General features: G+C 47.7%; 20 protein-coding genes. 4 read left to right on the top strand and 16 right to left on the bottom strand.

Features of this window, described 5'->3' with window-relative positions; genetic code table 11:
- The first annotated feature begins 387 nt into the window (after positions 1 to 387).
- A complete protein-coding gene (locus tag AB4Z17_RS19650) occupies positions 388 to 930 on the top strand; it encodes a hypothetical protein (RefSeq protein WP_441961547.1) in 543 nt (180 codons plus the stop codon).
- Positions 931 to 990: 60 nt separating this feature from the next.
- Here the strand turns inward: AB4Z17_RS19650 and AB4Z17_RS19645 are convergent, their stop codons facing one another.
- A complete protein-coding gene (locus tag AB4Z17_RS19645; protein WP_441961545.1) occupies positions 991 to 2,835 on the bottom strand; it encodes a putative bifunctional diguanylate cyclase/phosphodiesterase in 1,845 nt (614 codons plus the stop codon).
- A 208-nt stretch (positions 2,836 to 3,043) separates the two neighbouring features.
- On the bottom strand, positions 3,044 to 3,424 hold the full coding sequence (locus AB4Z17_RS19640) for a DUF423 domain-containing protein (RefSeq protein ID WP_441909139.1): 381 nt from the start codon (positions 3,422 to 3,424) through the stop codon (positions 3,044 to 3,046).
- A 63-nt stretch (positions 3,425 to 3,487) separates the two neighbouring features.
- On the opposite strand from AB4Z17_RS19640, the gene AB4Z17_RS19635 reads away from it, so the two are divergent.
- Positions 3,488 to 3,985, top strand: a complete 498-nt coding sequence (locus AB4Z17_RS19635; RefSeq protein ID WP_441909138.1) for a hypothetical protein — start codon at positions 3,488 to 3,490, stop codon at positions 3,983 to 3,985.
- Between the two features lie 78 nt (positions 3,986 to 4,063).
- Here the strand turns inward: AB4Z17_RS19635 and AB4Z17_RS19630 are convergent, their stop codons facing one another.
- Positions 4,064 to 7,156: an AAA family ATPase gene (locus AB4Z17_RS19630; RefSeq protein ID WP_441961543.1), complete on the bottom strand. Its 3,093-nt coding sequence runs from the start codon at positions 7,154 to 7,156 to the stop codon at positions 4,064 to 4,066.
- Positions 7,153 to 8,328 (bottom strand): exonuclease SbcCD subunit D, encoded by a 1,176-nt coding sequence (locus AB4Z17_RS19625; RefSeq protein ID WP_441961541.1) that lies wholly within the window; start codon positions 8,326 to 8,328, stop codon positions 7,153 to 7,155. The genes AB4Z17_RS19630 and AB4Z17_RS19625 overlap by 4 nt, the downstream gene beginning before the upstream one ends.
- 215 nt (positions 8,329 to 8,543) lie before the next feature.
- On the opposite strand from AB4Z17_RS19625, the gene AB4Z17_RS19620 reads away from it, so the two are divergent.
- The gene (locus AB4Z17_RS19620) at positions 8,544 to 9,788 is read left to right on the top strand and encodes an MFS transporter (protein WP_441909134.1); all 1,245 of its coding nucleotides are present in this window, start codon (positions 8,544 to 8,546) and stop codon (positions 9,786 to 9,788) included.
- Between the two features lie 69 nt (positions 9,789 to 9,857).
- Here the strand turns inward: AB4Z17_RS19620 and AB4Z17_RS19615 are convergent, their stop codons facing one another.
- The 8 genes from AB4Z17_RS19615 to AB4Z17_RS19580 all read right to left on the bottom strand — a co-directional run bounded on the left by AB4Z17_RS19615 (position 9,858) and on the right by AB4Z17_RS19580 (position 18,893).
- Positions 9,858 to 11,330 (bottom strand): CoA-acylating methylmalonate-semialdehyde dehydrogenase, encoded by a 1,473-nt coding sequence (locus tag AB4Z17_RS19615; RefSeq protein WP_441961540.1) that lies wholly within the window; start codon positions 11,328 to 11,330, stop codon positions 9,858 to 9,860.
- Between the two features lie 101 nt (positions 11,331 to 11,431).
- Positions 11,432 to 11,659 (bottom strand): hypothetical protein, encoded by a 228-nt coding sequence (locus AB4Z17_RS19610; RefSeq protein ID WP_441961538.1) that lies wholly within the window; start codon positions 11,657 to 11,659, stop codon positions 11,432 to 11,434.
- Between the two features lie 70 nt (positions 11,660 to 11,729).
- Positions 11,730 to 13,124 carry a dihydropyrimidinase gene (gene hydA / locus AB4Z17_RS19605; protein ID WP_441961536.1) on the bottom strand — a complete coding sequence of 465 codons (1,395 nt, stop codon included), beginning with the start codon at positions 13,122 to 13,124 and terminating at the stop codon, positions 11,730 to 11,732.
- Between the two features lies 1 nt (position 13,125).
- Complete coding sequence (preA, locus tag AB4Z17_RS19600) at positions 13,126 to 14,430, bottom strand: NAD-dependent dihydropyrimidine dehydrogenase subunit PreA (protein ID WP_441909524.1); 1,305 nt, start codon at positions 14,428 to 14,430, stop codon at positions 13,126 to 13,128.
- On the bottom strand, positions 14,423 to 15,796 hold the full coding sequence (locus tag AB4Z17_RS19595) for an NAD(P)-dependent oxidoreductase (RefSeq protein ID WP_441961534.1): 1,374 nt from the start codon (positions 15,794 to 15,796) through the stop codon (positions 14,423 to 14,425). Before AB4Z17_RS19595 ends, preA begins: the two co-directional genes overlap by 8 nt.
- Positions 15,797 to 15,917: 121 nt before the next feature.
- Entirely contained in the window at positions 15,918 to 17,162 is a 1,245-nt protein-coding gene (locus tag AB4Z17_RS19590; RefSeq protein ID WP_441961533.1) for a M20 family metallo-hydrolase, read from the bottom strand.
- Between the two features lie 17 nt (positions 17,163 to 17,179).
- On the bottom strand, positions 17,180 to 18,541 hold the full coding sequence (locus tag AB4Z17_RS19585) for an aspartate aminotransferase family protein (protein ID WP_441961531.1): 1,362 nt from the start codon (positions 18,539 to 18,541) through the stop codon (positions 17,180 to 17,182).
- A gap of 208 nt (positions 18,542 to 18,749) precedes the next feature.
- The gene (locus AB4Z17_RS19580) at positions 18,750 to 18,893 is read right to left on the bottom strand and encodes a hypothetical protein (protein ID WP_441961529.1); all 144 of its coding nucleotides are present in this window, start codon (positions 18,891 to 18,893) and stop codon (positions 18,750 to 18,752) included.
- 20 nt (positions 18,894 to 18,913) lie between these two features.
- Between AB4Z17_RS19580 and yhbH the strand changes: the two genes are divergently transcribed.
- Positions 18,914 to 20,068: a sporulation protein YhbH gene (yhbH, locus tag AB4Z17_RS19575; protein WP_076270296.1), complete on the top strand. Its 1,155-nt coding sequence runs from the start codon at positions 18,914 to 18,916 to the stop codon at positions 20,066 to 20,068.
- 78 nt (positions 20,069 to 20,146) lie between these two features.
- On the opposite strand, the gene AB4Z17_RS19570 is transcribed toward yhbH, so the two are convergent.
- The 4 genes from AB4Z17_RS19570 to AB4Z17_RS19555 all read right to left on the bottom strand — a co-directional run bounded on the left by AB4Z17_RS19570 (position 20,147) and on the right by AB4Z17_RS19555 (position 25,072).
- Positions 20,147 to 21,388, bottom strand: coding sequence for an MFS transporter (locus tag AB4Z17_RS19570; RefSeq protein ID WP_441961527.1), 1,242 nt, complete (start codon positions 21,386 to 21,388; stop codon positions 20,147 to 20,149).
- A 231-nt stretch (positions 21,389 to 21,619) separates the two neighbouring features.
- Entirely contained in the window at positions 21,620 to 21,934 is a 315-nt protein-coding gene (locus AB4Z17_RS19565) for a cupin domain-containing protein (protein ID WP_441909121.1), read from the bottom strand.
- 13 nt (positions 21,935 to 21,947) lie between these two features.
- Positions 21,948 to 24,167, bottom strand: a complete 2,220-nt coding sequence (locus AB4Z17_RS19560; protein WP_441961525.1) for a heparinase II/III domain-containing protein — start codon at positions 24,165 to 24,167, stop codon at positions 21,948 to 21,950.
- A 17-nt stretch (positions 24,168 to 24,184) separates the two neighbouring features.
- Positions 24,185 to 25,072, bottom strand: a complete 888-nt coding sequence (locus tag AB4Z17_RS19555) for a carbohydrate ABC transporter permease (RefSeq protein ID WP_441961523.1) — start codon at positions 25,070 to 25,072, stop codon at positions 24,185 to 24,187.
- Positions 25,073 to 25,111: the final 39 nt, after the last annotated feature.

The following is a 25,111-nucleotide window of genomic DNA, read 5'->3' as shown; positions in this document are numbered from 1 at the left end:
GCCTTCATCTAGGCACAGTGACTCTATCTTTTCCAATTTAACCTGTCTAACCCTTCCCATACAAGTACCACATAATATATCGAGACCAACAATCCATTTTTTATTTCTTTATAAAATTTTACATTTATTCTGCATTTAATCTTTACATCACAACTTCCGTTTAATGTTTCAAAGAAATAATAATATATGCTAAAATAGATCAGCCATAACTTTATTATAAGTAGTTAGGTCTTTATACCGTATAGCACAGATTTAATCTAAATCCTGTATCTATCCATTTGAATGCGGATACATTTTCTTGCATCACTCGAGTTATCGCTGCTCACTACTACATGAAAAATCGATTTAGTGGTATATTAGTACTATATCGAATCGTCCGGAGGTCCTATGGAAAAACATAACTCTTCACAAGACCGAGCATCCTTTATTTTTAATATTGAGGTGCTTGTAGAAGGGAAAAACAACGCTGCAGCGCTTGAGCAATTGCTTCATTCGCTAAATGGTTCTGACTTTGTTGATTTCCGTATATTATCCGGCATCCAACTTGGAGAGCAAATCGAACATCGCAAGAATAATACAAGCTCCACCCGAGAAATTCCTTTGCCGCCTAACCTAACTAAAGATGCTGACAACGTACAACCTAACAGAACTTCAACCACCACTCCTGAGCAAACAAAAGAAGCTAAAAAGGCCGACAAACCAGCAGCAGATGCTCTAGAAGCTTTGAGCTATTACGACAAAATAAGAGCGCTCATGAAAAACAATACCTTAATCCGGCTCCTCGTTAATAAAGGCTTAGGTATTACGCTCAGCATTCCATGCCGAATCATTAATATGGATGAGTCGGAAAATATTATTACCGTTTATCATGTCGACGAGAAGCAAGTGTATACGTTTCGAATGAACGAAATTGAAGACTTCTCATACTAATCCACGCGTGAAGAAAAAAAACCGTTCCAATGACTGTTTATCAGCCATAGAACGGTTTTTTTAGGCATAACCCGGAGATAACATTTGTTCAATGTTGTCACTTGATACAGGCGGACTCCAGAAGAAGCCCTGCATTTCATCGCATTTGTGCTTGCGAAGAAACTCCATTTGCCCTTCAGTCTCCACGCCTTCTGCGATAACCTGAATATTCAGGTTATGAGCCATTGCAATAATTGCTGCAACGATTTCTGCATCACTCGGGTCCTGCTGAATATCACGTACGAAGGAGCGGTCAATTTTCAACCGATCAATCGGGAAGTTTTTCAAATAATGAAATGAACTATAACCGGTGCCAAAATCATCAACGCTAATATTAACGCCTAGTTCCGTTAAATCGAGCAAACAGCGAGACACATGGCTAACATCCATCGTCATCGACTCCGTGATTTCCAGATCCAAATATTTTGGATCGAGGCCTGTTTTCTCAAGTACTGCCGCTACCTTGCCTGCGAGATCCGTTTGAACGAATTGCCTAATCGATAAATTGACGGATACCGGCATTAGCGGCAATCCAGCGTCTTGCCATGCTTTGTTTTGACGGCAGGCCTCTTCCAGCACCCAATCGCCAATTTGGACAATCATGCCGCTCTCTTCAGCTAACGGGATAAAGTTTCCTGGCGGTATCATGCCTTTAAGCGGATGATTCCATCTTACAAGCGCTTCTACGCCAACCATAGTACCTGAGCTCAAATCATATTGCGGCTGATAATGCAAAATAAATTCTTCGCGCTGAATCGCACGGTACATCTCATGCTGCAGCGTAAGTCGCTCCAATGACGAATTGCTCCAGTCCTCCGAATAAATTAGGCAATCATTTTTCCCGCTTTCCTTCACTTTGACAAGCGCCATATCTGCTTTCTTGATAAGCGAATAACTATCATCATCCGCGTTGCGGTTTGTAACCAAACCAATACTCGCTGTAATATGTAACGGGAAGCCGCTCAGCTCATAGGGCTCTTCAATCGACTTGAGGAGATTTCTGCACAGCTCAAGCAAATGCTTCTCCGATCGTAAATTGCAAAATAATAAAGCAAATTCATCGCCTTCCATACGCGCTGCAAAATCATTGTCATCAAGATCTCGATTTAGTCTTTCTGCAACTTGCATGAGAAGAATATCACCAAATTCGCGTCCAAAGGATGCATTAACCAGCTTAAAGCGATCCAAATCCAAATAACAAATACCAACGATACGTTCTTCTTCCTTCGCCCTTGTCAACGTCTCCGTCAGTTTCATTTGAAACAAAGTGYGATTCGGCAATCCGGTCATATCGTCGTGATAGGCCATGTAGCGAATTCGTTCAAGATTACGTTTACGATCGCTTAGATCCTGGCTTATCACTACCGTTCCGATGACTTCTTCCATCTGTATCATAGGAGAGCAAACAACCTGAAGCTCGAGCGGAAAACCTGAACCATGCGTAATGTTAATATTGATCTGTTTCGTTTCACCCAGCAAAGCCTGCTCAAATGTTTCTTGCAGCAATTGCCGGCTGCCCGGTTCAACTAGTCGCAAGATCGTTTCACCGAGAAGCTCGGTTCGGTCATAACCAAGTGTACGGCCAGAAGCCTCGTTCAACTCCATGACAATCCCATTTTTATCTAATATCGCAAGTGGAACGGCATCTGAACGAAGCAAGGTCTCTACAATTGCCGTATGATAATTTTGGAAGCTAAACGTCACATTTCGCTTTATATAAACAATTACTGCAGTTACGATTAATGATGCAGCGATGGCCAAAGCGGTCCATTTGTACATCGAGTTAGAAATTAATATAAATGAAACGATAATCCAGACCAACCCGAGTGCTGCCAGCAAACAGCTAATAACCAACGATCCATTCAATGATTGCTTGAGGAGTTGCCGCTTTCTATCAGGAAAACCATCTATCCGTTTCGTCACGCACAAACGTCCTTCCTCTATTTCGAGTCAAGTCAGTGTTCGCTTTATTATAAACGATGTACGCGCTCTGGTATAGAAATATTTACTAAAGCAACTTGTTTTTTTGTTGTATTACAGAGTAATATGTCGTCAATTCATTATTTATTTCTAACTAATTACTTTCTTTCTTAAATGCTGCAGTAATAATACATATCCAGCCAGCAATGATCGCAACGCCGCCAATAGGTGTAATCATGCCAAGCTTGCTGAAGCTCGTAATTGATAATACGTACAAACTGCCGCTAAAAATGATCATTCCTGTTAGAATTAATCGGCCGCCATTTAAAGCAAGCTTGCTTGTCCCCATTTGTTTGGCGAACAAGGAAATTAGCATTAAACCGAGTGCGCTGTACATGTGGTAACGAACGCCTGTTTCAAAAACCTCTAAATAATGATCACTCAATTGTTTTTCTAATCCATGTGCTCCGAATGCGCCTAAAGCAATGGCTAAAGCCGCGTTTATTGCTCCGATTGCAAAATATTTTGGAAACATTTGTTTTCAATCCTCTCGTATTTGTGTATAATTTTACCGTAATTAGTAAAGGAGCTGATATAAATGGAAAATGAAACCAATAACAATGCTAATCCATCTTCCAGCAATGAGCCTTATGGTTCAAGACCCGTTTTCTCAAACGACCAAACCATCTATGAAGGTCCTAAGAAGCATTCAGGAATTGGCATTACATCCTTCATCATTGGGCTGCTCTCAGCCGTATTGCTTATTATTGCAATCGTCTCAGGCTTCTCATTCGCTGATCAGATCGCAAATACAGACGTCATTATAGCAGACCCTTCTGATAGTGCAGCTTTTAAAGCTTCAATCGAAGCGCTTGGTCAAGAAGTTCTTGTTTCTATGATGCTTACCATCGTTTGTATTTTTGGAGCAGGACTACTCTCCCTTGCAGGTCTTATATTAGCCATTATCGGTGCCGTCTCCAGCAAGCGTCGTAAAACGTTTGGCGTTATTGGCATTGTACTTAACGTTGTTGTATTTGTAGGCGGTATTGCCTTATTTTTTGTAGGCTCTGCTTCTATTGCTTCATCTGTTGCCTAATTAAATTTCGGCCAGCTGTAAAAAGTCTGTCTCAGCCTCAATGGAGTGCTCGAAGCAGGCTTTTCTTTTTCAAGCCGCTTATCTCACCGTTAATTTCGTCCGACTAAARCCTTCCTTCGTCTTATTAACCTCAAGGCAAGCCGGGAATGCATCCTTAAGCTCCTGAACATGAGAAATAACACCGATCATCCTTCCCGATTTCTGTAAATCAACAAGTGCTGTAATAGCTTTCTGAAGCGATTCCTCATCCAGTGAACCAAAGCCCTCATCAATGAACATCATTTCAATCGTCACGCCGCCCATGTGGGATTGAATAACATCCGTCATTCCAAGTGCAAGACATAACGAGGCGTTAAATTTCTCACCGCCGGACAATGTTTTCACGTCACGATTTTGACCTGTATACGCATCATAGACATCGAGGCCTAGCCCGCTTTGCTTGCCGCGAGTTTCAAGGCGATCACTTCTTTGCAGCATAAACTGTCCATTCGATAAATCATGCAAACGCGAATTGGCAGCAAAGAGAATCTGCTCCAAAAACTCGATTAGAATATAGCGCTCGAACGATACCTTGAGCGCATTATCTCCTTTCAGCATCTGGAATACATCCATGACCTCTTCTAGCTTAGCCTCAAGCTCGCTCACATAATCATTGGCTCTTCCAATTGAGATGGCAAGTCGCTCAGCAACTTGACCTGTCCGCATTGCCGTTTGTGCGGCGGCAAATAGTTTCTCATGCTGCTGCTTCAAAGCAGCAAGCTGTTCCTGAAGCTGCGACAGATCAACTCTAGGTTTGCCTGCAAGCTCGCTTTGCAGTTCAACCAGCTGCTGCATAAGTGAAGCAACGGCTGCTTGGTATGCAGCAATTTCTTTTTTCAACTGTTCTCTAGCTGAGTCAGGCAAAGCTGCTTCTCGATATTGCTGAACCGTGTCAAAGCCCGCTTTCACGAGCTCATCCAGCAATCGCTGCTCTGCTAGCTGCCTGTTTTTTTCCGATTCTTGCTGCTGCTGCTCGGATTGCACGGCATATGCTTTCTGTTCGGCCAGCTTCGCTGTCATTTTTTGCTGCTGCTCTTGAACAGATTTCCATGCTGCTGACATTCGGTCATAAACTACCTGCTGCTCATTTAGTTTTTCAGTCAGCTTCTCAGGAGTACGCAGCGTTTCTGGGATGCGGCCCAGCTCCTGCTGCAGCGCCGATTGCTGTGACGTTCGCTCAACGATTAAGCGCTGCTGCTCCTGCTGTAGTTGTTCCTTACTAAGCTGTTGCTTCTCGAGCTGCTGCTCCTGACGTTCGATCAACTGCTTGAGCTCAGGAAGCTGCTTCACTTTCAATAGAAGCTTGTCCGTTTCTTCCTTAAGGCCGCGCCAAAGCTGCAGCAGCTGCGCTCGTTGCTCCTCCAGCATGACGGCTTTCAATCCAAATTCCGCCAGCTCTTTAGCACCATCCTCGCGTGTTGCTTGTGCTGCAGCTGCTTGTGCTCGCGCTTCAAGCCATTCCCGCTCCACTGCGGCTAATTGTAATTTTGCCTCTTGCAGCCGTTCACGAGAAGGAATCTCTGAATGTATGACCAACTTTGCTGGATGCTCCTCACTGCCGCACACAGGACAAGGCATGCCCTCATGCAGATGAACAGCTAGCAGTGACGCTTGCCCCTCAAGCCATGCAGCCTCAAGCTTATCGTGGTTGTCTTTTGCTTTGCTGAGAGTTTGAGCGAATTCTTTCTCTAATAGAGCGATTCTCGTCATTTCCTTCTCGACGTCAACTACTCGCTTTAATTGTTTCCCCTGCTGCTCAATAAGACGCAGCTTGTCCAGCTTATCTGTCAGCTCTGCCGTTTCTAGCTCTGTTTCCTTCACTTGTGCATTTGCAGCGAGCTTCGCTTCTCGCAGCTTTATAAGCTCTGCATCCAATGCCTCAAGCTTAGTTGTACAACCCTTCTCTGCAAGTACGAGCTTGTCGATCGCTTGCTGCTGACTAGCTAGCGTTCTTACGATTGGAGCCATCTCTAGCAATCTGCTGAGCTCACGTTCCGCTTCTCGTCGTTCGTCGCTGCGCTGCTCTTCTACTGCAAACCGCTCAACTGCAACCTTAAAGTCGCGCTCCGCGGTTTCCAGCTCCGCTTGCCTCGTAGCAAATTGTTCCCGCTTCAACTTCGCATCAGCAGCGGTTCGTTCGGCATGCTCCTGATAAGGTGCCAAATGGGCTGCTTTTTCAGCAAGCGCCAGCCGCTGCTCCTTCAAGCCATAATCCGGCTTCTGCCCATCCAGCTGCTCAAGCTGCGACCGCTTCCTCACATGCTCCTCGTACTTGCTATTCAGCGTCATCGCAAGCCTTAGCTGCACTTCTGCCGCTTCAAGCCTTCCTGCAAGCAGCTCCTTTTGCTCTTCCGCTTCTCCTGCAAGCTTCTTATAAAATTCGAACTCCAGCCCCAAAGCGTCCGTCACTTGCGTCGCACTATATACTTCCTGCTTAAAAGTTTCAACAAGCTTACTATTTTCTCGCTCTGGCAGCGCCTCTTGCACTTGCTTCATATAAGCATTAAGAGTCGCTTTTGCTTCTTTCAGCTGATCCTGCAGCGCACGGTTTTTTTGCTGAAAACGATTTTCCAAACGCTCATACAGCTCTGTCCGAAAAATTCGGCGCAAAATCTCTTCCTTATTATCCGTATCTGAAGTCAGCAGCTTTCGAAACTCTCCCTGTGGAAGCATGACAATCTGACTGAATTGCTCCTTGGTGAGGCCAATAATCTGCTCCAGCCTAGCATTCACGTCAGACAAAATAAAACGGTCTACAGCTGGAATGGGTTCCCCGCTAGTCGTCTCGTACAGCTCGCATTTACCGCCTGTTTCACTTTTGTTCCCGCCCTTGCGATGAGGCATCTGCCTAAGGACCAAGTAGCTTCTGCGACCGATAGCGAAATCGAAATGAACCGCGGTGTGTATCTCTTCTGCAGCAAAATGACTGCGAAGCATACGGGGATCAGCTCGATCCTCTCCACTAGCCGTTCCATAGATAGCAAAGCAAATCGCATCAAAAATTGACGTTTTCCCTGCGCCTGTATTGCCTGAAATAACAAACAGGCGTCGATCCTCCAGCATGCTGAAATCAATCGTTTCCGTGTCTCGATAGGAGCCGAAAGCTGTCATTGTTAATTTGATTGGCCTCATAGGATACCTCCTTCCTCACGCAGCAGCTCTGCATACGTATTCGCAAACAACTGTTTTTTCGCTTCCGTAAGTGGCTGCTGCTTTACTTCTTGATAAAAAGCTGCGAACAACTCGATTGGATCAGCCTCACGCCGTCCTTTTGCCACTCCAGCGTCCAAGCTGCTGCCATCGCTCGAATGGCTGCCTGAAGATAATGGCCTGCGTTCCACATGAAGCGCATTCGGATAAACCGCACGCACCTTCTCCATTGGAAACAATACGGGATTATCATTCAAAAGAGTAACAAAAACATAATCCTCGTTTATTTCATGCTTCGTTATCTCTTCAATAGTAGCAGTTACACGGCGCATGTTGCGAAGCGGAAGCAGCTCGCGCTTCTCGATCTCCACTTCACCCGCTTCATTAAGCTCAATGACGAAATAACCCTTCGCATGGTTCTCCTCAGAAATCGAATATTTAAGCGGGGAACCCGCATACCTTATCTTGTGATTGCGAACGAAATGGGCCTGATGCAAATGTCCAAGCGCTGTATAATTAAATTTCTCAAAATAAGCCGCACTCACATGTTCAGCACCGCCAACAGACAATGGCCGCTCGGAGTCGCTTGTATTAAGCTCCGGCTCTCCGGTTGCCGTAACAAAAGCGTGCCCGACAAACACATGCCGAGCTTCTGGATTCATAGACTCAGCAATGTTTGCTGTAACTGCCCGCATCGCATCGTCATGCGTTTTTATCGATTCATCGCCAAACTCGTAGCGTACTTGCGCAGGATCTGCGTACGGAACAAGATGGAAGTGAACCTCGCCGAATTCATCATTTAGCACAACTGGTTCGAGCTTTTTGCGGAGCTGTCCCACCAAATATAAACCGCGATTTTCCATCATTTTTGTACCAAAATTAATACGGTCTGGACTGTCGTGATTCCCTGATATTGCAAGCACTGGCGTACCTAAATCGATGACGATCCGGCTGAGCAGCTCATCCAGCAATTCTACCGCTTCCGTAGGCGGTACAGCCCGATCATAGAGATCGCCAGCAATAATGACCGCATCCGGCCGTTCTATTTCGATCGCTTGCAGCAGCTGCATCAGAACATAACGCTGATCCTCTGTCATATATACGCCTTGAACGAGCTTGCCCAAATGCCAGTCCGCAGTATGAAATAGCTTCATTCGTCACAAACATCCCTTCCTTGCATTTCTATCTATCTTAACACGTTATTGGTCTATCATTTATTTTAACATCCGATTCATCATGCCGCATAGTAAAGCTGAAATTGCTTTCCGCTATCTATTGCACATCGCATAAATACACGATAAAGTTAGACACGGCATACGTTTATCAAACTCTATTCCTATTATAATGACAACGATGGAGGACTACCAAATTGTCTCGTTTCACTTCTACTTTATCCAAAAACTACATACTGCTGCTTACTGTCGTATTCGGAGGTTTTCTCATCTTTGGCTTCTCCGAAAATATTAAAGGTCCTGCGCTTCCTAGAATGCAGAGTGAATTGAAGCTTGACGAGCTGCAAGTCGGAATTTTGTTAGCATTTAACTCCCTTGGCTATTTGCTTGCATGCAGCTTTACCGGGTGGCTTACCCGCAAAGCAGGCATGAAACTCACCTTGGTGCTCACATTTGGCTCTATGGCGGTATCTGGTGTTTGCATCTATTTTGCAGCCAATTACACCTCACTTTCATCCGCTTATTTCCTCATGTATGTCGGAAATGGGATGCTGGAAATCGCGCTAGCCATCCTTGCCGCTCGAATTTTCATCAAAAACACGGGCACGATGATGAACCTCGCACACTTTTTTTATGGGCTCAGCTCAACCTTTGCTCCAATCATCGCTGCTTCGCTGATGGGTGTTCAAGTATTTGGCTCTGCGCTAGGCTGGCGGGGAATGTACATGCTTATGCTCGCGCTCTCGATTTTGCCAATGCTTCCAGGACTTTTCGCAAAATATGCCGGTGATGAGCAAAAACACGAGGAACGAATCACTTTAAAGGAATTTGCTCGTGACAAGATCGCTTGGCTCATTGTCGTCGTACTATCTTTCGGAGTAATATCGGAGCTTGCTGTTGGCGGCTGGCTCGTTAACTTTTTGGAGAAGGCTTACGGCTGGAGCGGCGATGCTTCGGCTAAAATGCTATCTGCCTTTTTCTTCTGCTTTATGCTCGCAAGGCTCGTTCTCGGCCCCGTCACTGACAAAATTGGCTACACGAGATCGCTCATTTTACTATCTGCTTTTTCTGGGTTATGCTCAGTTGCAGCCATTATCATCGGTGAACCAGGTGCCTTTCTGTTTGCACTCGCAGGAGTTGGTATCGCCCCAATCTATCCAACCGTCATGGCCTTGCTTGCCAAACGTTACCCGAACAACGCCGATACCGCTATTACCTTTACCGTAACCTTAATGGGTATAGCGAGTGTCATCGGCAACCTCGCTATCGGCGCCATTACAGAATGGACGAAGCAGCTGTTCGCCGGAAGTGGAAACTCGCAAGCCAGCCTCGTTGCAGGTCTGCAAGGAGGTTATCTATTCATCGGGGCATGTGCGCTTGCCTGCTCGGTCACTTCGATCATTCTTTATCGCATGCTTAGAAATAGGAATGCCATATTGTAAATAAAAATGCCCCTGCCAGTGCTGAAGCTCAGCACGCTGCGGGGGCATTTTTTATACTAGGCAGCCTTATCAAAAATATCTCGATGTTATCATTTTTTTCTTCGTATAAAATTCCACTCCATCCTTTCCATTGGCATGCAAATCTCCGTAGAAAGAGTCCTTCCAGCCCGAAAATGGAAAAAAAGCCATTGGCGCAGGCACGCCTACATTAACCCCCAGCATACCGGCTTCCGCTTCCTCGCGGAACTTTCGAACCGCCTTAGCATTTTCCGTATAAATGACTGCTGAATTACCAAATCTAGAACTGTTCACTATAGTAAGCGCCTCATTTAAATCTTCCGCGCGCAGGACAGATAATACTGGGCCAAATATTTCCTCCGTGGCAATCTTCATTTCAGGCTTCACTTGGTCAAAAATCGTCGGTCCAAGAAAATATCCTTCGCCGCTGCGTTCCGTTGCAAGCCTGCCATCAAGCAGAAGCACAGCCCCCTCAGCAGTCCCATTCGCAATATACTTTTCGATGCGCTTACGATGATCATCGCGTATGACTGGCGTTAAGGTGACGTCATCGCGCATTCCCGAACCGATGATCATCGCTTCCGCTGCAGCTTGCAGCGCCTTCATAAAGCTGCTCCCATCACCAACTGCAACGACAGCAGAGCAAGCCATGCATCGCTCACCAGCACTGCCAAAGGATGAGGCAATGATGTTCTCAACCGTTTTATCGATATGCGCGTCCGGCATTACAATATGGATGTTTTTGGCGCCGGCAAGCGCTTGAACTCTTTTGCCATTATATGCAGCACGTTCATATACGTATTTGGCTACAGGCTGCGAGCCGACAAATGAAATGGCCTTAACACTCGGACTGCTCGTCAATGCATTTACAACATCGTGAGCGCCATGCACCACATTAAGTACACCATCTGGCAATCCCGCTTCCCGTAATAGCTCCGCAAGCTTGTTAACGGTAAGCGGCGTACGTTCTGATGGCTTGAGCACAAAAGTGTTGCCAAGCGCGATGGCAAGCGGGAACATCCAGCAGGGTACCATCATCGGAAAATTAAATGGCGTGATGCCCCCGACTACACCAAGCGGCACCCGGAACAGCTCCGAGTCTATATCTGTAGCTATGTTCGCAAGCGTTTCTCCCATCATATGCGTCGACGCTCCTGCCGCAAACTCCACATTTTCGATGCCGCGCTGCACTTCTCCGAACGCTTCCTTGTAGCTTTTTCCGTTCTCCATCGTTATAATCTCCGCCAGCTCCTCCGCATGCTCCTGCAGAAGCTGCCAGTATCGAAACAGCACCCTCGCCCTGCGTGGAACAGGGGTTTTGCTCCATGCTGGATAAGCCTGCTCCGCAGCATGCACAGCAGCCTCAACATCCTCTTGGACGGATAACGGGACGTATGCGATTACTGCACCTGTAGCTGGATTGATCACTTTATCTGTTCGTCCATTTACAGACTCCACCCAAACACCATTTATAAAATTACGTAATTTAAGCGAATCCTGTAGGGAAATAGGTTCTATAGCCATCCTATCAGCTCCTATGTTTGTTAATTATCGTTGGGAACAAACCTTTTACCCTTTGTCGCACTCAAGGAGCTATCTCCTTTTGGAAAACTACGCTCAAATTTTTACTGCGCGTCTCTTTGTTCTCTAACATCTTGTTTAAGCAGCACATTAACAAAATATTTGCGAGCATCCGCCGTCTCAATGAGCAGCGAAGCTTCATCCCCGCCGGGGTGCTTAAGCTCCAGCCAATCGCCGCTTAGTCCTTCACGTACGCCAGTAATGACATACTCCTGTTTCAAGTACGCATCAATCTTGTTTTTCTCCTCGACGAATTGCTCATAGGCGGACATATCTCTTCCTCCTTTGGCGCTATGCCTTCCCTTTATCCCTCATGTCGCAAGGCAGCGATGCGAAAAGCAGCTATCGATTAGCCGCCTTGTAAGGAGTCCGCTTCACGTATCGTCCAGCTCCAAGAGAGCCAACAAATTGACAATCTTGAATAACAAATTCACCGCGTGATAGCACGCTAACGGGCAAGCCTGTCACCTTCAATCCTTCAAACGGGTTATAATCAACGTTCATATGATGTGTTTCAGCTGAGAGAATACGCTCTGCTAGCGGATCGAAGATGACGATATCCGCATCACTGCCAACTGCAATCGTCCCCTTCTGAGGAAAAAGACCAAACAGCTTGGCGCTGCGCGTCGATACAATGTCTACGAATTGATTAAGCGTAATACGCCCTTGATGAACGCCCTCCGAATAGAAGAGCGAGAATCGATCCTCTATAACGGGGCCGCCATTTGGGATTTTACTGAAATCCCCCCGCCCCAAATCCTTTTGTCCGTCAAAATTAAAAGAGCAGTGATCCGAACCCAGCGTTTGCAGCTGGCCGCTCTTCAGTGCATTCCAAAGCACCTCTTGATGATGCGCTTCACGAAGAGGCGGCGACCATACATATTTTGCCCCTTCAAAATCCGGCTTCTCCAGCTGCGACTGATCGAGCACCAAATATTGCGGACAGGTTTCGCCCCACACGTCCACGCCATGATTGCGCGCCTCTGCGATTTGCTGGACTGCTTCGGCGCATGTCACATGCACAACATACAGTCTCGCTCCAGCAAGCTCGGCTAGTTTTGCTGCCCGTCCAGTTGCCTCTCCTTCAATAATCGATGGTCTCGTAAGCGCATGATAAATAGGATCTGTGTTGCCTTCCTCCAACGCTTTATGAATGAGAAAATCGATGACATCGCCATTCTCAGCATGAACCATCACCATTGCTCCAAGCTCCTTGGCTGCGAGCATCGTCCGAAACAACGTGCCGTCATCCGCTTGAAACACATTTTTGTACGCCATAAACACCTTCAACGAGGTAATGCCCTCTTCTTTAATAATCGATGGAAGCTCGGCAAGCACTGCATCGTTTATTTCACTAATCATGAGGTGAAAACCATAATCGATTACGGCTTTACTGCCTGCTTTTTGATGCCATGCCGCAATGGATTCCTTCAGTGGTTTCCCTTTCGTCGTCAAGCAGAAATCAACAATCGTTGTCGTTCCTCCGTAAGCTGCAGCTTTTGTGCCTGTCTCAAAATCATCCGCCGTAACCGTGCCGCCAAACGGCATATCAAGATGGGTATGCGGATCAATGCCGCCTGGAAATACGTATTTGCCTGTAGCATCGATAATCTCATCCGCTTCCGATTCGAGGTCAATGCCGATTTTGGCGATGATGCCTTCCTTAATCAGCACATCAGCTTTATACGTGTCGGCTGCCGTTACAATAACCCCATTTTTAATGAGCTTCACCGTCATCCTATACAGCCTCCTTCTTATCGCCATCGTCAGAATCATTGCTTTTTCCTAGTGACGCAATTGCCGCTTGCCGTTGATTCCAGCTTAGAGCCGGCTCCGTAGAGGGAACCTCAACCATCTCAATTGCACCTTCAACCGGGCAAACAATAGAACAAAGGTTGCAGCCTACACAATCTTCCTCGCGAACCTTCAGGTATGCTGCGCCAGTATCGTCTATATGCCGCTCAATGCACTGATGCGAAGTATCCTCGCAAGCGATATGGCATTTATTGCAAACGATGCAAGTATCCTGTTCAATTCGTGCAACGACCGCGTAATTAAGGTCAAGATCTCCCCAATCCGAATAGCGCTCTACCGATTTGCCTATTAGCTCATTGACTGATTGTAAACCCTTTTCATCCAAATAATTGTTTAAACCATCAATCATATCCTCTACGATGCTAAAGCCATGATGCATGGCCGCTGTACATACTTGAACGCCAGTTGAGCCCATCAAAATAAACTCAACCGCATCCCGCCAGCTCGATATTCCGCCTATCCCGGAAATGGGCACCCCGACTAAAGGATTTCGGGCACATTCTGCAACCATATTAAGCGCAATCGGCTTAACAGCAGGCCCGCAGTAGCCCCCATGCGCGCCTTTTCCGCCAACATGCGGAATCGTATTCCATGTATCGATATCCACTCCTGCTAGTGAATTAATGGTATTGATCAGCGAGATCGCATCCGCTCCTCCGCGAACGGCTGCTTTCGCTGTCGCGGTAATGTCCGTAATATTTGGCGTAAGCTTGACTATGACTGGCGTCCTCGCTGCCTCCTTGACCCACATTGTCTGCATTTCAACCAGATCCGGCTGTTGTCCGGAAGCAGCGCCCATCCCCCGCTCCGCCATGCCATGGGGACATCCGAAGTTCAATTCCAATCCATCCACACCGACAGCCTCTACTTTTTTTACAATTTCATGCCATTTCTCGCGTTTAGGCTCCACCATCAATGAAACGACAAGCGCATGCTCCGGAAATCGCTTCTTTGTCTCGTATATTTCCTTTAAGTTCACTTCAAGCGGGCGATCCGAAATCAGCTCAATATTGTTGAATCCTGCTACTCGTTGTCCATTGAAATGAATAGCTGCAAATCGCGAGGATGTATTAATAATTGGATCGCCCAGCGTCTTCCATACCGCTCCGCCCCAGCCCGCTTCAAATGCTCGCTGAACTTGATAGCCGGTGTTTGTTGGCGGCGCTGATGCAAGCCAAAAAGGATTTGGAGAAGCTATGCCTGCTAATTGAATGCGCAGATCAGCCATCATTTTCCCTCCCTGCAACTAGCGTTTTATAAATCGAACAAGCTGCCAGCTTGCCTTGCTGTGCGGCGGCAACCACCATCGCATCCCCTTGGCCTTCACCGAAAATAACGTCGCCAGCAGCGTAAATTTTGGGATTTGAGGTCTGATAGGTTTCCGTATTCACTATCACCATTCCCCGCTTATGATGCAAGCCCAGCTGCTCAATTAGCGGCAAGTGACGTGTCTGACCAATTGCCTTAATGACAACATCAACATCAAGCAGGAAAGAGGAGCCTTCTATTGGTGTCACCCTCTTTCTTCCTCCTTGTTCATCCTCTTCAAGCTGCATCCTCATGCATTCAAGCGCCTCGACATTTCCATCAGCATCTCCGATAATCCGGCTGGGAGCGCTTAACCATTCAAATTCCACACCATCTTTCTTCGCGAATTCGAATTCAAAATCGTAGGCGGTCATTTCCTCTCTCGTCCTGCGGTATACCATCTTCACCTTCGAAGCTCCGAGCCTCACCGAGCAGGTGGCCGCATCAACCGCCGTATTGCCCGCACCGATTACCGCTACACGCTTGCCAGCAAAATCATTTGTAAGCTCCGTTTTGGTCGCTTCTACAAAATCAATGGCGTCATACACACCGGTTAATTGTTCGCCCTCGATGTTAAGATAAGGCACCTTCGACATTCCTATCGCCAGTAAAACCGCATCATACTGCGCAAGCAGCGAATCTGCGGCTACGTCAGAACCAATTGCTGTATTCGTCCGAATATCAACGCCCAGCTTCTTCACCTGTTCAACCTCCCACAGAGCGATGCTCTGCGGCAAACGAAACGAAACAATGCCATATGTATCAAGACCGCCCGCTTGTTCCTTCGCTTCGAATATCGTAACGGCGAAGCCAAATCTCGCAAGCTCGCGCGCAGCAGACAAACCTGCTGGTCCGCCGCCTATAATTGCCACCGATTTGCCGTTGCTTTGACCAGCTGCGAACAACTGTTGATTATTTTTTATCGCCCAATCCGTGGCATAGCGCTGCAGGCTGCCGATCATAATCGGCTTTGAGGATTCGTTCATTACGCATGCGCCCTCGCACAGCTCCTCAGTCGGACATACTCTGGCGCAGGTCGCTCCAACGGGATTGGCATCCATAATGACGCGAGCAGATCCCTTCATATTGCCGGAAGCAATTTTTTTGATAAAAGAAGGGATGTTAATGCCCGTCGGGCACGCTTTTATGCACGGAGCATCGTAACAGTACAAACAGCGGTTCGATTCCTCTATAGCTTCCTTTGGCCGCATGCCTGCCTTCACCTCTGCAAAGTTTCGCCGCAGTGATTCGACAGGAATAAACACCGACTTTCCTATCGCGCCCATACCCATCTCCTCCTTATTCAACTTCAATATTTTTATAGGTTTCAAGTATTCAGTCACGCTGAAAGCTTTACATGTCTATAACCTGGGCAAGAGTAAACTGGTCTACTATAATCGTTCACTTTTAGCCGCTTAATCTGTGCGCTGTTCGGTATAGAAGCTCTACACCGAGTTCGATATCTTCCGACGATGAATACTCCTTCGGATTATGACTTATCCCGTCCTTGCAGCGAACAAATATCATTCCGTAGTTGCAAACATAAGACATCGTTAACGAATCATGGAACGGGCCGCTCATCAGAACGGGCGGAGCAAGCCCTATTTTCGCCGCTTCCTCCTGCATTAGCTTCCTAAGCTCAGGCGCGCAGTAACGCGGATCACTCCTCGTATCCTCACGAATCGTGTACGTCAAGCCATGCTCTAAACAAACAGCATCTATCCTCGCAAGAAGCTGTTCCTCCAGCCTGTTCCTGCGACTCAGATCAATATCACGGAAATCAACGGTAAAGCTTACTTTCTCTGCAATAATGTTGCGCGAGTCAGGAAATACCGACAGCGAACCAACCGTTCCGACAGTCGGTGCGCCAGGTTCAGCGCTAGCTAATTCGTGAAGTGCGATGATAACCTTAGCGCTGCCGACCAATGCATCCTGGCGCATAGACATTGGCACGGAACCCGCATGTCCTGCGAAACCTGTCATTTCTACCGTCCACCAGACAGGGCCGGATATGCCGCTGACGATTCCAATCGGTTCATGGAGCGACTCCAGCACTGGACCTTGTTCAATATGCAGCTCCAGAAAAGCAGCTATCCGCCCTTCATCAAAGACATAACCTTCAAACGCAGCAGGATCACATCCAAACGCGATCAATGCCTCCCTGCGAGTCACACCATTTTTATCCGTCCGATCAAGCTCCCCCTCCTCAAGCTTCCCGGTCATTCCTCTTGCGCCAAACAACCCTTTGTTAAATCTGCAGCCTTCTTCATCACAAAAAGCGACAACTTCAATATTTCTAGCTGGCTTAAAGCCTTTTTCAACCATCGTTTGAACGGCTTCAATTGCCCCTAATACGCCAATAACGCCATCGAATCGCCCGCCGTACGGCTGCGAATCAATATGGGAGCCAAGCATAAGTACCGGTGCTGCCGAGCCAGCTCCTTCCAGCACGCCGATCAAGTTGCCGAACGGATCAATCCGCGCCTCCATCCCCGCTTCAAGCATCCAGCTCCGCACCAGCTCTACACCTGCCAAATCCTCCTTCGACAGCGCCAGCCTGCAAACGCCTGTATCACCAATTTTGCCAATCTGAGCGAGCTCATCAATACGCTTGTGCAGCCGCTCCGCATTAATGCTGAGTTCTTTCTCCACTCTTTTATCCGCCTCCCTCAGACACCGAAAACCTGAAGCAGCGTTTCGGCGATAAATACAATCTCATCATCCGTAGTCGACAAAGGCGGGCTCAGCGTCAAAATGTTCATAAAACCCGGCACTGTATCGCCATTTTTGCTAATGAGCAGTCCTTTTTGCTTGCACTCCGCAATAATAGCAGCAACTCTAGCAGCAGATGCCGGCTCCTTTGTTCGTTTATCCTCAACCAGCTCGATACCGATAGCCGAACCAAAAATTCGAAGCTCGCCTACGTACTGATGTGATTCAAGCGGCTTGATTCGGCTAAACAGCTCTTTGCCTATATAGGCAGAACGGCTGACTAAATTTTCACGTTCTATAATTTCTATATTTTTTAGCGCCACCGCGCAGGATACAGGATTGCCTCCAAAGGTATTCACATGACGGAAGTGATTGTCTGCTCCGCTTTCTTTGAAGCTTTCATACATTTCGGCGGACACTGCCGTTGCAGATAATGGAGAATATGCGCTTGTCAGCCCTTTCGCCATCGTCACTATATCCGGCCTTACCCCAAAGTTCTGATGCCCAAATTTTTCTCCTGAGCGGCCAAAGCCGCAAATGACCTCATCAACAATGAGCAGGACATCATGCTTATCGCAGATCTTTCGCAGCCGAGCTAAATATGGATCAGGCGGCACAATCATTCCACCTCCGGTAATAACCGGCTCAACGATAATGCCAGCGACCGAATCTGCACCCTCCCATAGGATGGCATCCTCATAGGCTTGAGCGCATTGCATTTTGCAGGAGCCTTTCGTTTGCCCGAAAGGACAACGATAGCAATAGGGCGGAGGCACATGGGAAAATCCCACACCTAGCGGCTCGTATTTCAGCTTGCGCTGCGCTTGCCCTGTGGCGCTAAGTGCCCCCATAGAATTGCCGTGATAGGCGCGGTGGCGTGAAATGTATTTGTACTTAGAGCCCTTCCCACGTTGATGATGATACTGGCGGCCGATTTTGAAGGCGACTTCATTGGCATCTGAACCTGAGTTGGAGAAAAAAAATCGATAATCGCCAATGAGCCATTCATTCAGCTTCGCAGCCAGCTCAATTGCCGGAACATGAGATTGAATGAGCGTCGCATAAGCTACTGTCTTCATTTGTTCCGCAGCCGCTTCAGCTATTTCGACCCGCCCATGACCGACATTGACGCACCACATCCCGGACATGCCGTCGAAATAGCGATTCCCGTCCATATCCGTTAGCCAGCTTCCTTCTCCCGACACGACAACCATYGGATTCTCATTATGAGGAGAAATATGATGCCATAAATAGTTCCGGTCCTTCTCTAACAGCGCTGCTTTGTCTTCTTCATTCATTGCTGCCTCATTCACGCCCATGCCTTCCTTTCCTCCTTCGCGGCTGCCGCTTCTATAATAGATTGAACCGTGGATGAGACCATCAGCGGTCCTTATAGACTAGCGTATGCGGCTACTTCGCTGCTTCTTCCAAATTGTTTCTGAGATTGCTGTTATGACTCAAAAATAACCTCGTAAAGCAACGCAGGATGCTCGGAAAAGATACCTATTTTAAAGCGGATTTAAACTTCTAGAAGCTGTTTATGGGGATAAATTCATGTGATCCCTGTTCATTTTCCCTCACATAACCGCTCTGCTCTTGAATATATTGAGTAACAGACAAGAAATAAGCGATGAGCATGTAAAGCTTTTTTTCATTCTGCAGCGTTAACATAATGGAATGAGGTGAGGGAAATGGAGTCAGAGCCGCTATTTATTGTTTCAAGGGAAGATTGGTCGCTCCACCGCAAAGGTTATGAGGATCAAGCGCGACATCAGGAGAAGGTGCACGAAGCCATTAAGCAAAATCTTCCCGATCTGGTTTCCGATGAAAGCATCGTATTGTCCGATGGCAGGCGAACGATTAAGGTCCCTATTAAAAGTCTCGACGAGTCCCACTTTATATACAACTACAACAAGAAGCAGCACGTCGGACAAGGCGATGGCGACTCTCAGGTTGGGGATGTGCTCGGCGTCGATCCACAAGCTGCTAAGGGGCCCGGCAAGGGTCAGGATGCAGGCGACCAGCCGGGAGAAGACGTTGTTGATACTGAGATAAGTATCGATCAATTGGAGGATATGTTGTTCGAGGAGCTGGAGCTTCCTAATCTGGAGCAAAAGCAAAAAGATCAGCTGCAAACTACCGAAATCGTTTTTCACGATATTCGAAAAAAAGGCATTATGTCCAATATTGACAAGAAGCGAACATTAATCGAAAACCTGCGCCGCAACGCTAATGCGGGCAAATCCGGCATTGGCGGCATTTCGCCTGACGATCTTCGTTACAAAACATGGAATGAAGTCATCAAACCCCAATCCAACGCGGTCATTCTTGCCCTCATGGACACATCCGGAAGCATGGGCTCGTTCGAGAAATATTGCGCGCGCAGCTTTTTCTTCTGGATGACACGCTTCTTAAGGCGCAAATATGAGCATGTGGAAATTGTGTTTATCGCGCATCATACGGAAGCAAAGGAAGTTACTGAGGAGGAATTTTTCAATCGTGGGGAAAGCGGCGGCACCATCTGTTCGTCCGCTTATCAGAAAGCGATCGACATCATCGATAGCCGGTACCCGACTCCCAATTGGAATATATACCCGTTCCACTTCTCTGATGGCGACAACCTAACCTCAGACAACGAACGCTGTGTGAAGCTAATCGGTCAGCTGATGGAAAGAAGCAATATGTTCGGATACGGAGAGGTCAACCAATACAATCGAAGCAGTACTCTAATGTCCGCCTACAAACACATCAACCACAAAAAGTTTATGTATTCGGTCATTAAGGAGAAAGGCGAAGTGTACAAAGCGCTTAAAACCTTTTTCTCCAAGCAAGTGACCGGTGCCTAATAAAACCACAGAAAAAAGCCGTCCCGATGGGTTCAACCCATTCTGGACGGCTTATTTGCATTTTGAATAAGCATCCCTTCAACTTGTAAGAGCAGAATCAGAGCCCTCATTATCCGGATCGATCCCTTTCGTTTCTTTGCCAAAGAATAAAACCGTTAGCGCGCCTATGACAATCGTTACAAAAAAGATCATAAAAATAGATGGTATCGCGACTTGTTTAGCAACGAGCATCCCAACAAGATAGGGCCCAATGATACCCCCGACCCGGCCGAATGAGGCGGCAAAGCCGACGCCAGTTCCACGAACTGCGGCTGGATAGAGCTCAGGCGTATAGGCGTACATCCCTCCCCACGCTCCAAGGTTAAAGAATGAGAGACAAATGCCCGCAGCCAGCAGTACTCCTTCTGTCTCTGCGCTGCCGAACCAAAGGGCGCTGCCCGAGGTTAGCAGCAAATAAACCACCAGCACAAATTTTCGCCCAAACTTCTCGATAAAATAAGCAGCAGTGAAATAACCTGGCAGCTGGGCGAGTGTCATAATCAGAACATATTGAAAGCTTTTCACCAAATCAAAGCCCTTGAGCACCATGACGGAAGGCAGCCAGAGGAACATGCCGTAATAGGAAAATACGACTGTAAACCATAAGATCCACAATGTTACTGTCGTTTTTCGATAGCGCAAGGACCATATGGATTTCATTCTGTCGCTCAGACTCAGCTTGCGGCTYTGCTGCGCATTGAAGCTGGGCGAGTCTTTAATGGCTCTTCTTAAATATAGGGCAAAAAGTGCAGGAACAGCACCGAGCGCAAACGCCATCCTCCATCCGTAATCGGGAATGATGAAGTAGGCAATCAAAGCCGCAGCAATCCACCCGATCGCCCAGAAGCTCTCCAATAGGACGACTGCCCGGCCCCGCTCCTTGGCAGGCACAGATTCCGATACAAGCGTCGACGCAACTGGCAGCTCCCCGCCAAGCCCAAATCCGGCTATGAAACGCAGCGCGCATAAGACGATAAAGCTCGTTGCCAGAGCGGACAGACCGCTCGCAATGGAGAATATCAGCAGTGTCCAGAGCAGGATCGCCCTGCGTCCGTATCGATCGGCCATCAAACCGGATACAGCGGCTCCAACTGCCATACCGGTCGAATTAATTGCCATCAGCAACCCAACTTGTTGTGAACCAAGCTGCCATTCTACTGCCAAAGCAGCTACGATAAAGGAGATCATTCCGACCTCCATCGCATCAAAAAGCCAGCTAAGCCCCGCGCTAAACAACAGTTTCCGCTGTTTCGGCTCGCGCAGCAATGTCATTTTACTCATATGTAAACCCCTTACCCTATGCTCAAGCTCTATTTGACTAGGCAGCATTTTCTATTTGTATGGATATCCTACTCTATATTACCACGTTTTCAAAGTTTCTAATGATTGCAGCCCTATTACAAAGAATATACCCTCTACAAGGCGGCAACAACCATCCTGCAAAAAAAAGAAGAGCACCCATGCTCGCTCAGCCATGGAATCGCTCTTCTCTCTATAACTGTAAACTCACCCTTACTTAATCAAATCATCGCGAAGCGGCGTGAAGGAATCGAGCAGCGCCGAGGCTTTCAATGCGGTTACTCCGTGCCTCGCCCCGCTTGGTATAACGATGGACTCTCCTTGCCGGATCACTTGCTTCTCGCCGTCAATTGTAAATTCAATGGCGCCCCTCAAGCAATAGCTCAGCTGCTCATGCGGGTGAGCATGCTCATAACCAACCGCACCTGGCTCAAAATGAACCTCCATCAGCATCAGCGTTTTCCCCGGCTGCAAAATTTTACGTGTAACGCCAGGCTCCGCATTTTCCCATACTCCGATATTGCTCATCCGATTTCCTCCTCTACCTTCTACCATCCCATTTGTCTAGCCATGCTCCGCCATCGTCCCACATCAGCGAGTACTCATCCCTGATACCATCTGCTGTGATTGTCATTCGGTAGCTCTGATCCGACATTTCAGTTATCTGCAAAGCTTCCGTTTTCGCTATTTTTTCAATAACCTCTACTGTTTCTATAGACTCTATTGTATCAGCATAATCTACTGATTCAACGTTCCCAACCAGCTTTGCTCCTTCGGGCAACGGCTCTTGCTCCGAATCATAAAACAGCACTTGCGCAAAAACGATCGTTTGGCTGGTTTTCACCTGCATAATAAGTGAGGTCCGGTCCCGATCCGGCGGGTTATCCGGCGTCAAAGCCGAATAGATCTCCACAGGCTGAGAACTCCAAAAATGCTGCCTCAAGCTCCCTTTCTCCATTTTATAGCAAAAAGTTAGCGTTCTTTCGGAAATTCCACCAGCTACAAACCTACTTTTGTGCTTAAACCATTGCTGATCAAGCCTGCTTAAGCATACATCTGTCGATTGCCAGACCTTGTCCTCTTCCTCTTCAAGCCTCCCGCTAAAATGATTCATCCAGCTGATTTCCCGCGGCTCGCTTACATCTACCTTGACCATATCAAGCAAATAATGCTCAGTCAGCACATTTATTCTTCTAATAGAAGCACCTTCATAAGCCAAGAGATCCCATGGGCTAAGCTCCGGGGGCAAAATAATCCGGTCCTTCATCTCATACGCTTCCGCTTTCCAGTCTACCATCGTTTCAGTCCATGTTCCCCACGGATGCTGCTCAAACCGAACAACCCGCCCATCCGCCGGAGGCTGGTCGGCGCCATTCAGGCACACCGTATTATGCGAGAAGGTATGCTTAAACCATCCGTAATGCGCGGGCACGCCATAAGCGGTCGTGCCCGGATCAATGAGCAGCGGCACTTCTCCGCATACGACGGACAAGCCGAGCCGGTCCATATGGTCATGCTCGCCGCCGAACTTGCTGTGCTTCATGAACGCCTGCCAGCGCTTCGCATTAACCAGCTTCGTTATCCCACTCACAGGCATGGATACCGAACGGTGTGTTGCCTTCCACAGCTGTTCATCTTCAGAAGCGTCCGCAGGTGCAAGCTCACAGCCAAACAATAACGCTAGAATAGAGTCTCGCTCCACTGTCTTCACGCCTGCAAATGCCGTTTCCGCCCACGGCGTGCCATAGGCCGTATTCAGCAGCGAGCGATAGATTTCTTCTCCGAAAATATCCAGCGCTATTTCATAATAAGGTGCATAGGTATGAATGCCGCCCGCGCTTCCTGCATCATTGAAAGAAGGCATATAGCCATTTGGCAATATCCAATGAACCGGATAATCAAACATCGATTGGAGGCCAGACTCCTGCCAAATATCCCAAGGCGTTCCTTCTGCCATAAGCGCGTAGTTCAGCAGCGACTTGAACGCATAAAAATGATACTGAACATTCCCCTCGTACCACAGTCCGTCAGCAAATCGGCCCCGCTTCATTTGGTCATATAACCCATACTCTCCAGAGAGTCCGGCATGAATAATCCCCTCATCGTTCAGCAAAATGCCAAGGGAAGCGATCGCGGAAGTAATCAGCACCGCATGGTTATGGATTTGCTCCTCCTTGTGCGCGATTAAAAAATGTACGCAAGGCTTCAGCAAGCCATAACGGATATGAGCCTCTTCCTCATCAGACAACGAAGCCCGAATGAATTGAAAGCCTACGGACAAGTCAATAATCCAATGCGCCTCATCAAGCGTCTGGGCAAACAGCTTACCCGGACCGTTGTAAGGGATGCTCCCGTGAATCTTATACCCTTCGTAATAGTCTGCATAAGACAGAAGAAACTGCTTCGTTTGATAGAGCAGCGCTTCATCCGGCTCTATAGCGTGAAGCATCGCCATATGGAAAACCGCTCGGCCTATATTCGCATGCACAAAGGATGTCCATGCGGAGTCAAAGGGTTCGCCAGACCATACCGTCCCGCATACCGGACATACATGCGCGTGCGGCTGCCCCCATTCAAAGGAGAGCTTCGCCCCGTCATGATGGCAGTAGTACTGATGCATCCATTCTCCATATTCTGCCGGGCCTATCGTATACGAGATGCGTGATCCCTCTTCCGCTTCCTGTCGCAGCAGCCGCATAGCCGCCTCAAACTGCGGCAGACATGCGTTTGTTCTCATTTTCACCAGCCGTTTATCATTCATAACGTATGCCTCTTTCCCTACCCTTTCAGTGATCCTGCCGTCATCTGCATAAACGATTTGTTCGCGAGCATATAGACGATAAGCAGCGGTAAAATCGACAAGCAAGCCCCGGCCAGCATATAATGCGTCTGAACCGCTGCCGACGCTCCATAGCGCAGGTAGGAGAGTCCCACCGTTAATGTTTGAAGCTCGGGCGTATTCATCGTAAAGACGAGCGGCCTCAAATACTCGTTCCACGCCCCGCAGAACGTGAACAACGCTCCCACGCCAAGACCCGGTCTAAGGAGCGGCAAAATAATTTTCCAAAAGATTCCTGCATTAGAACAGCCGTCAATCCGCGCCGCTTCATCCAGCTCTCTGGATATTCCTTTCAGGAAACTAAGCAGGATGAAAAAAATATAAGCGTGGCCGCTGATTAATATCAAAATAACGCCCCATAAAGAGGTATGCAAATGCAGCTTGATCATCAGCTCGTATTGGGGGCGAATGACGACCGCACCTATCGAGATAAACATCGTCGATGCCTGTATCGCCACGAACAAAGCTTTGCCCGGAAAATTCATCCGTTCTACAACATAAGCAGCCATCGAAGCAACGATAAGCGTACCGATCGTTGTCATGCCGCTAAGCATGAGACTGTTCCAAGTAAAGCGGGAAAAGTTCGCTTGCACCCACGCCTCCGCATAGTTTTCAAAATGCCACACCGATGGCAAAATGTTGCCGCCCGTAGCGATCTCTGCATTCGACATAAATGAACCAAACAACGTAACGATTATGGGAAACAAGATCAGGAGCGCCGTTGCAAGCAAGAAAATCCAGAGCAGCAGCTGCCCGCCTAATTTCCCTGTGCGAAGCGGTTTTCGTTTCTGGTTCGTTTGAACATGGGGTATAACTTCCGTCTTCATAGCATCCTCCCTTATTGCATTTTATTCATGCGATTAGAC

This window comes from Paenibacillus sp. TAF43_2 (genome assembly GCF_052113545.1).
GTDB lineage: Bacteria > Bacillota > Bacilli > Paenibacillales > Paenibacillaceae > Pristimantibacillus.
Note: the sequence above shows the minus strand (reverse complement) of the source record. Positions and strands in the feature narration are given on the sequence as shown.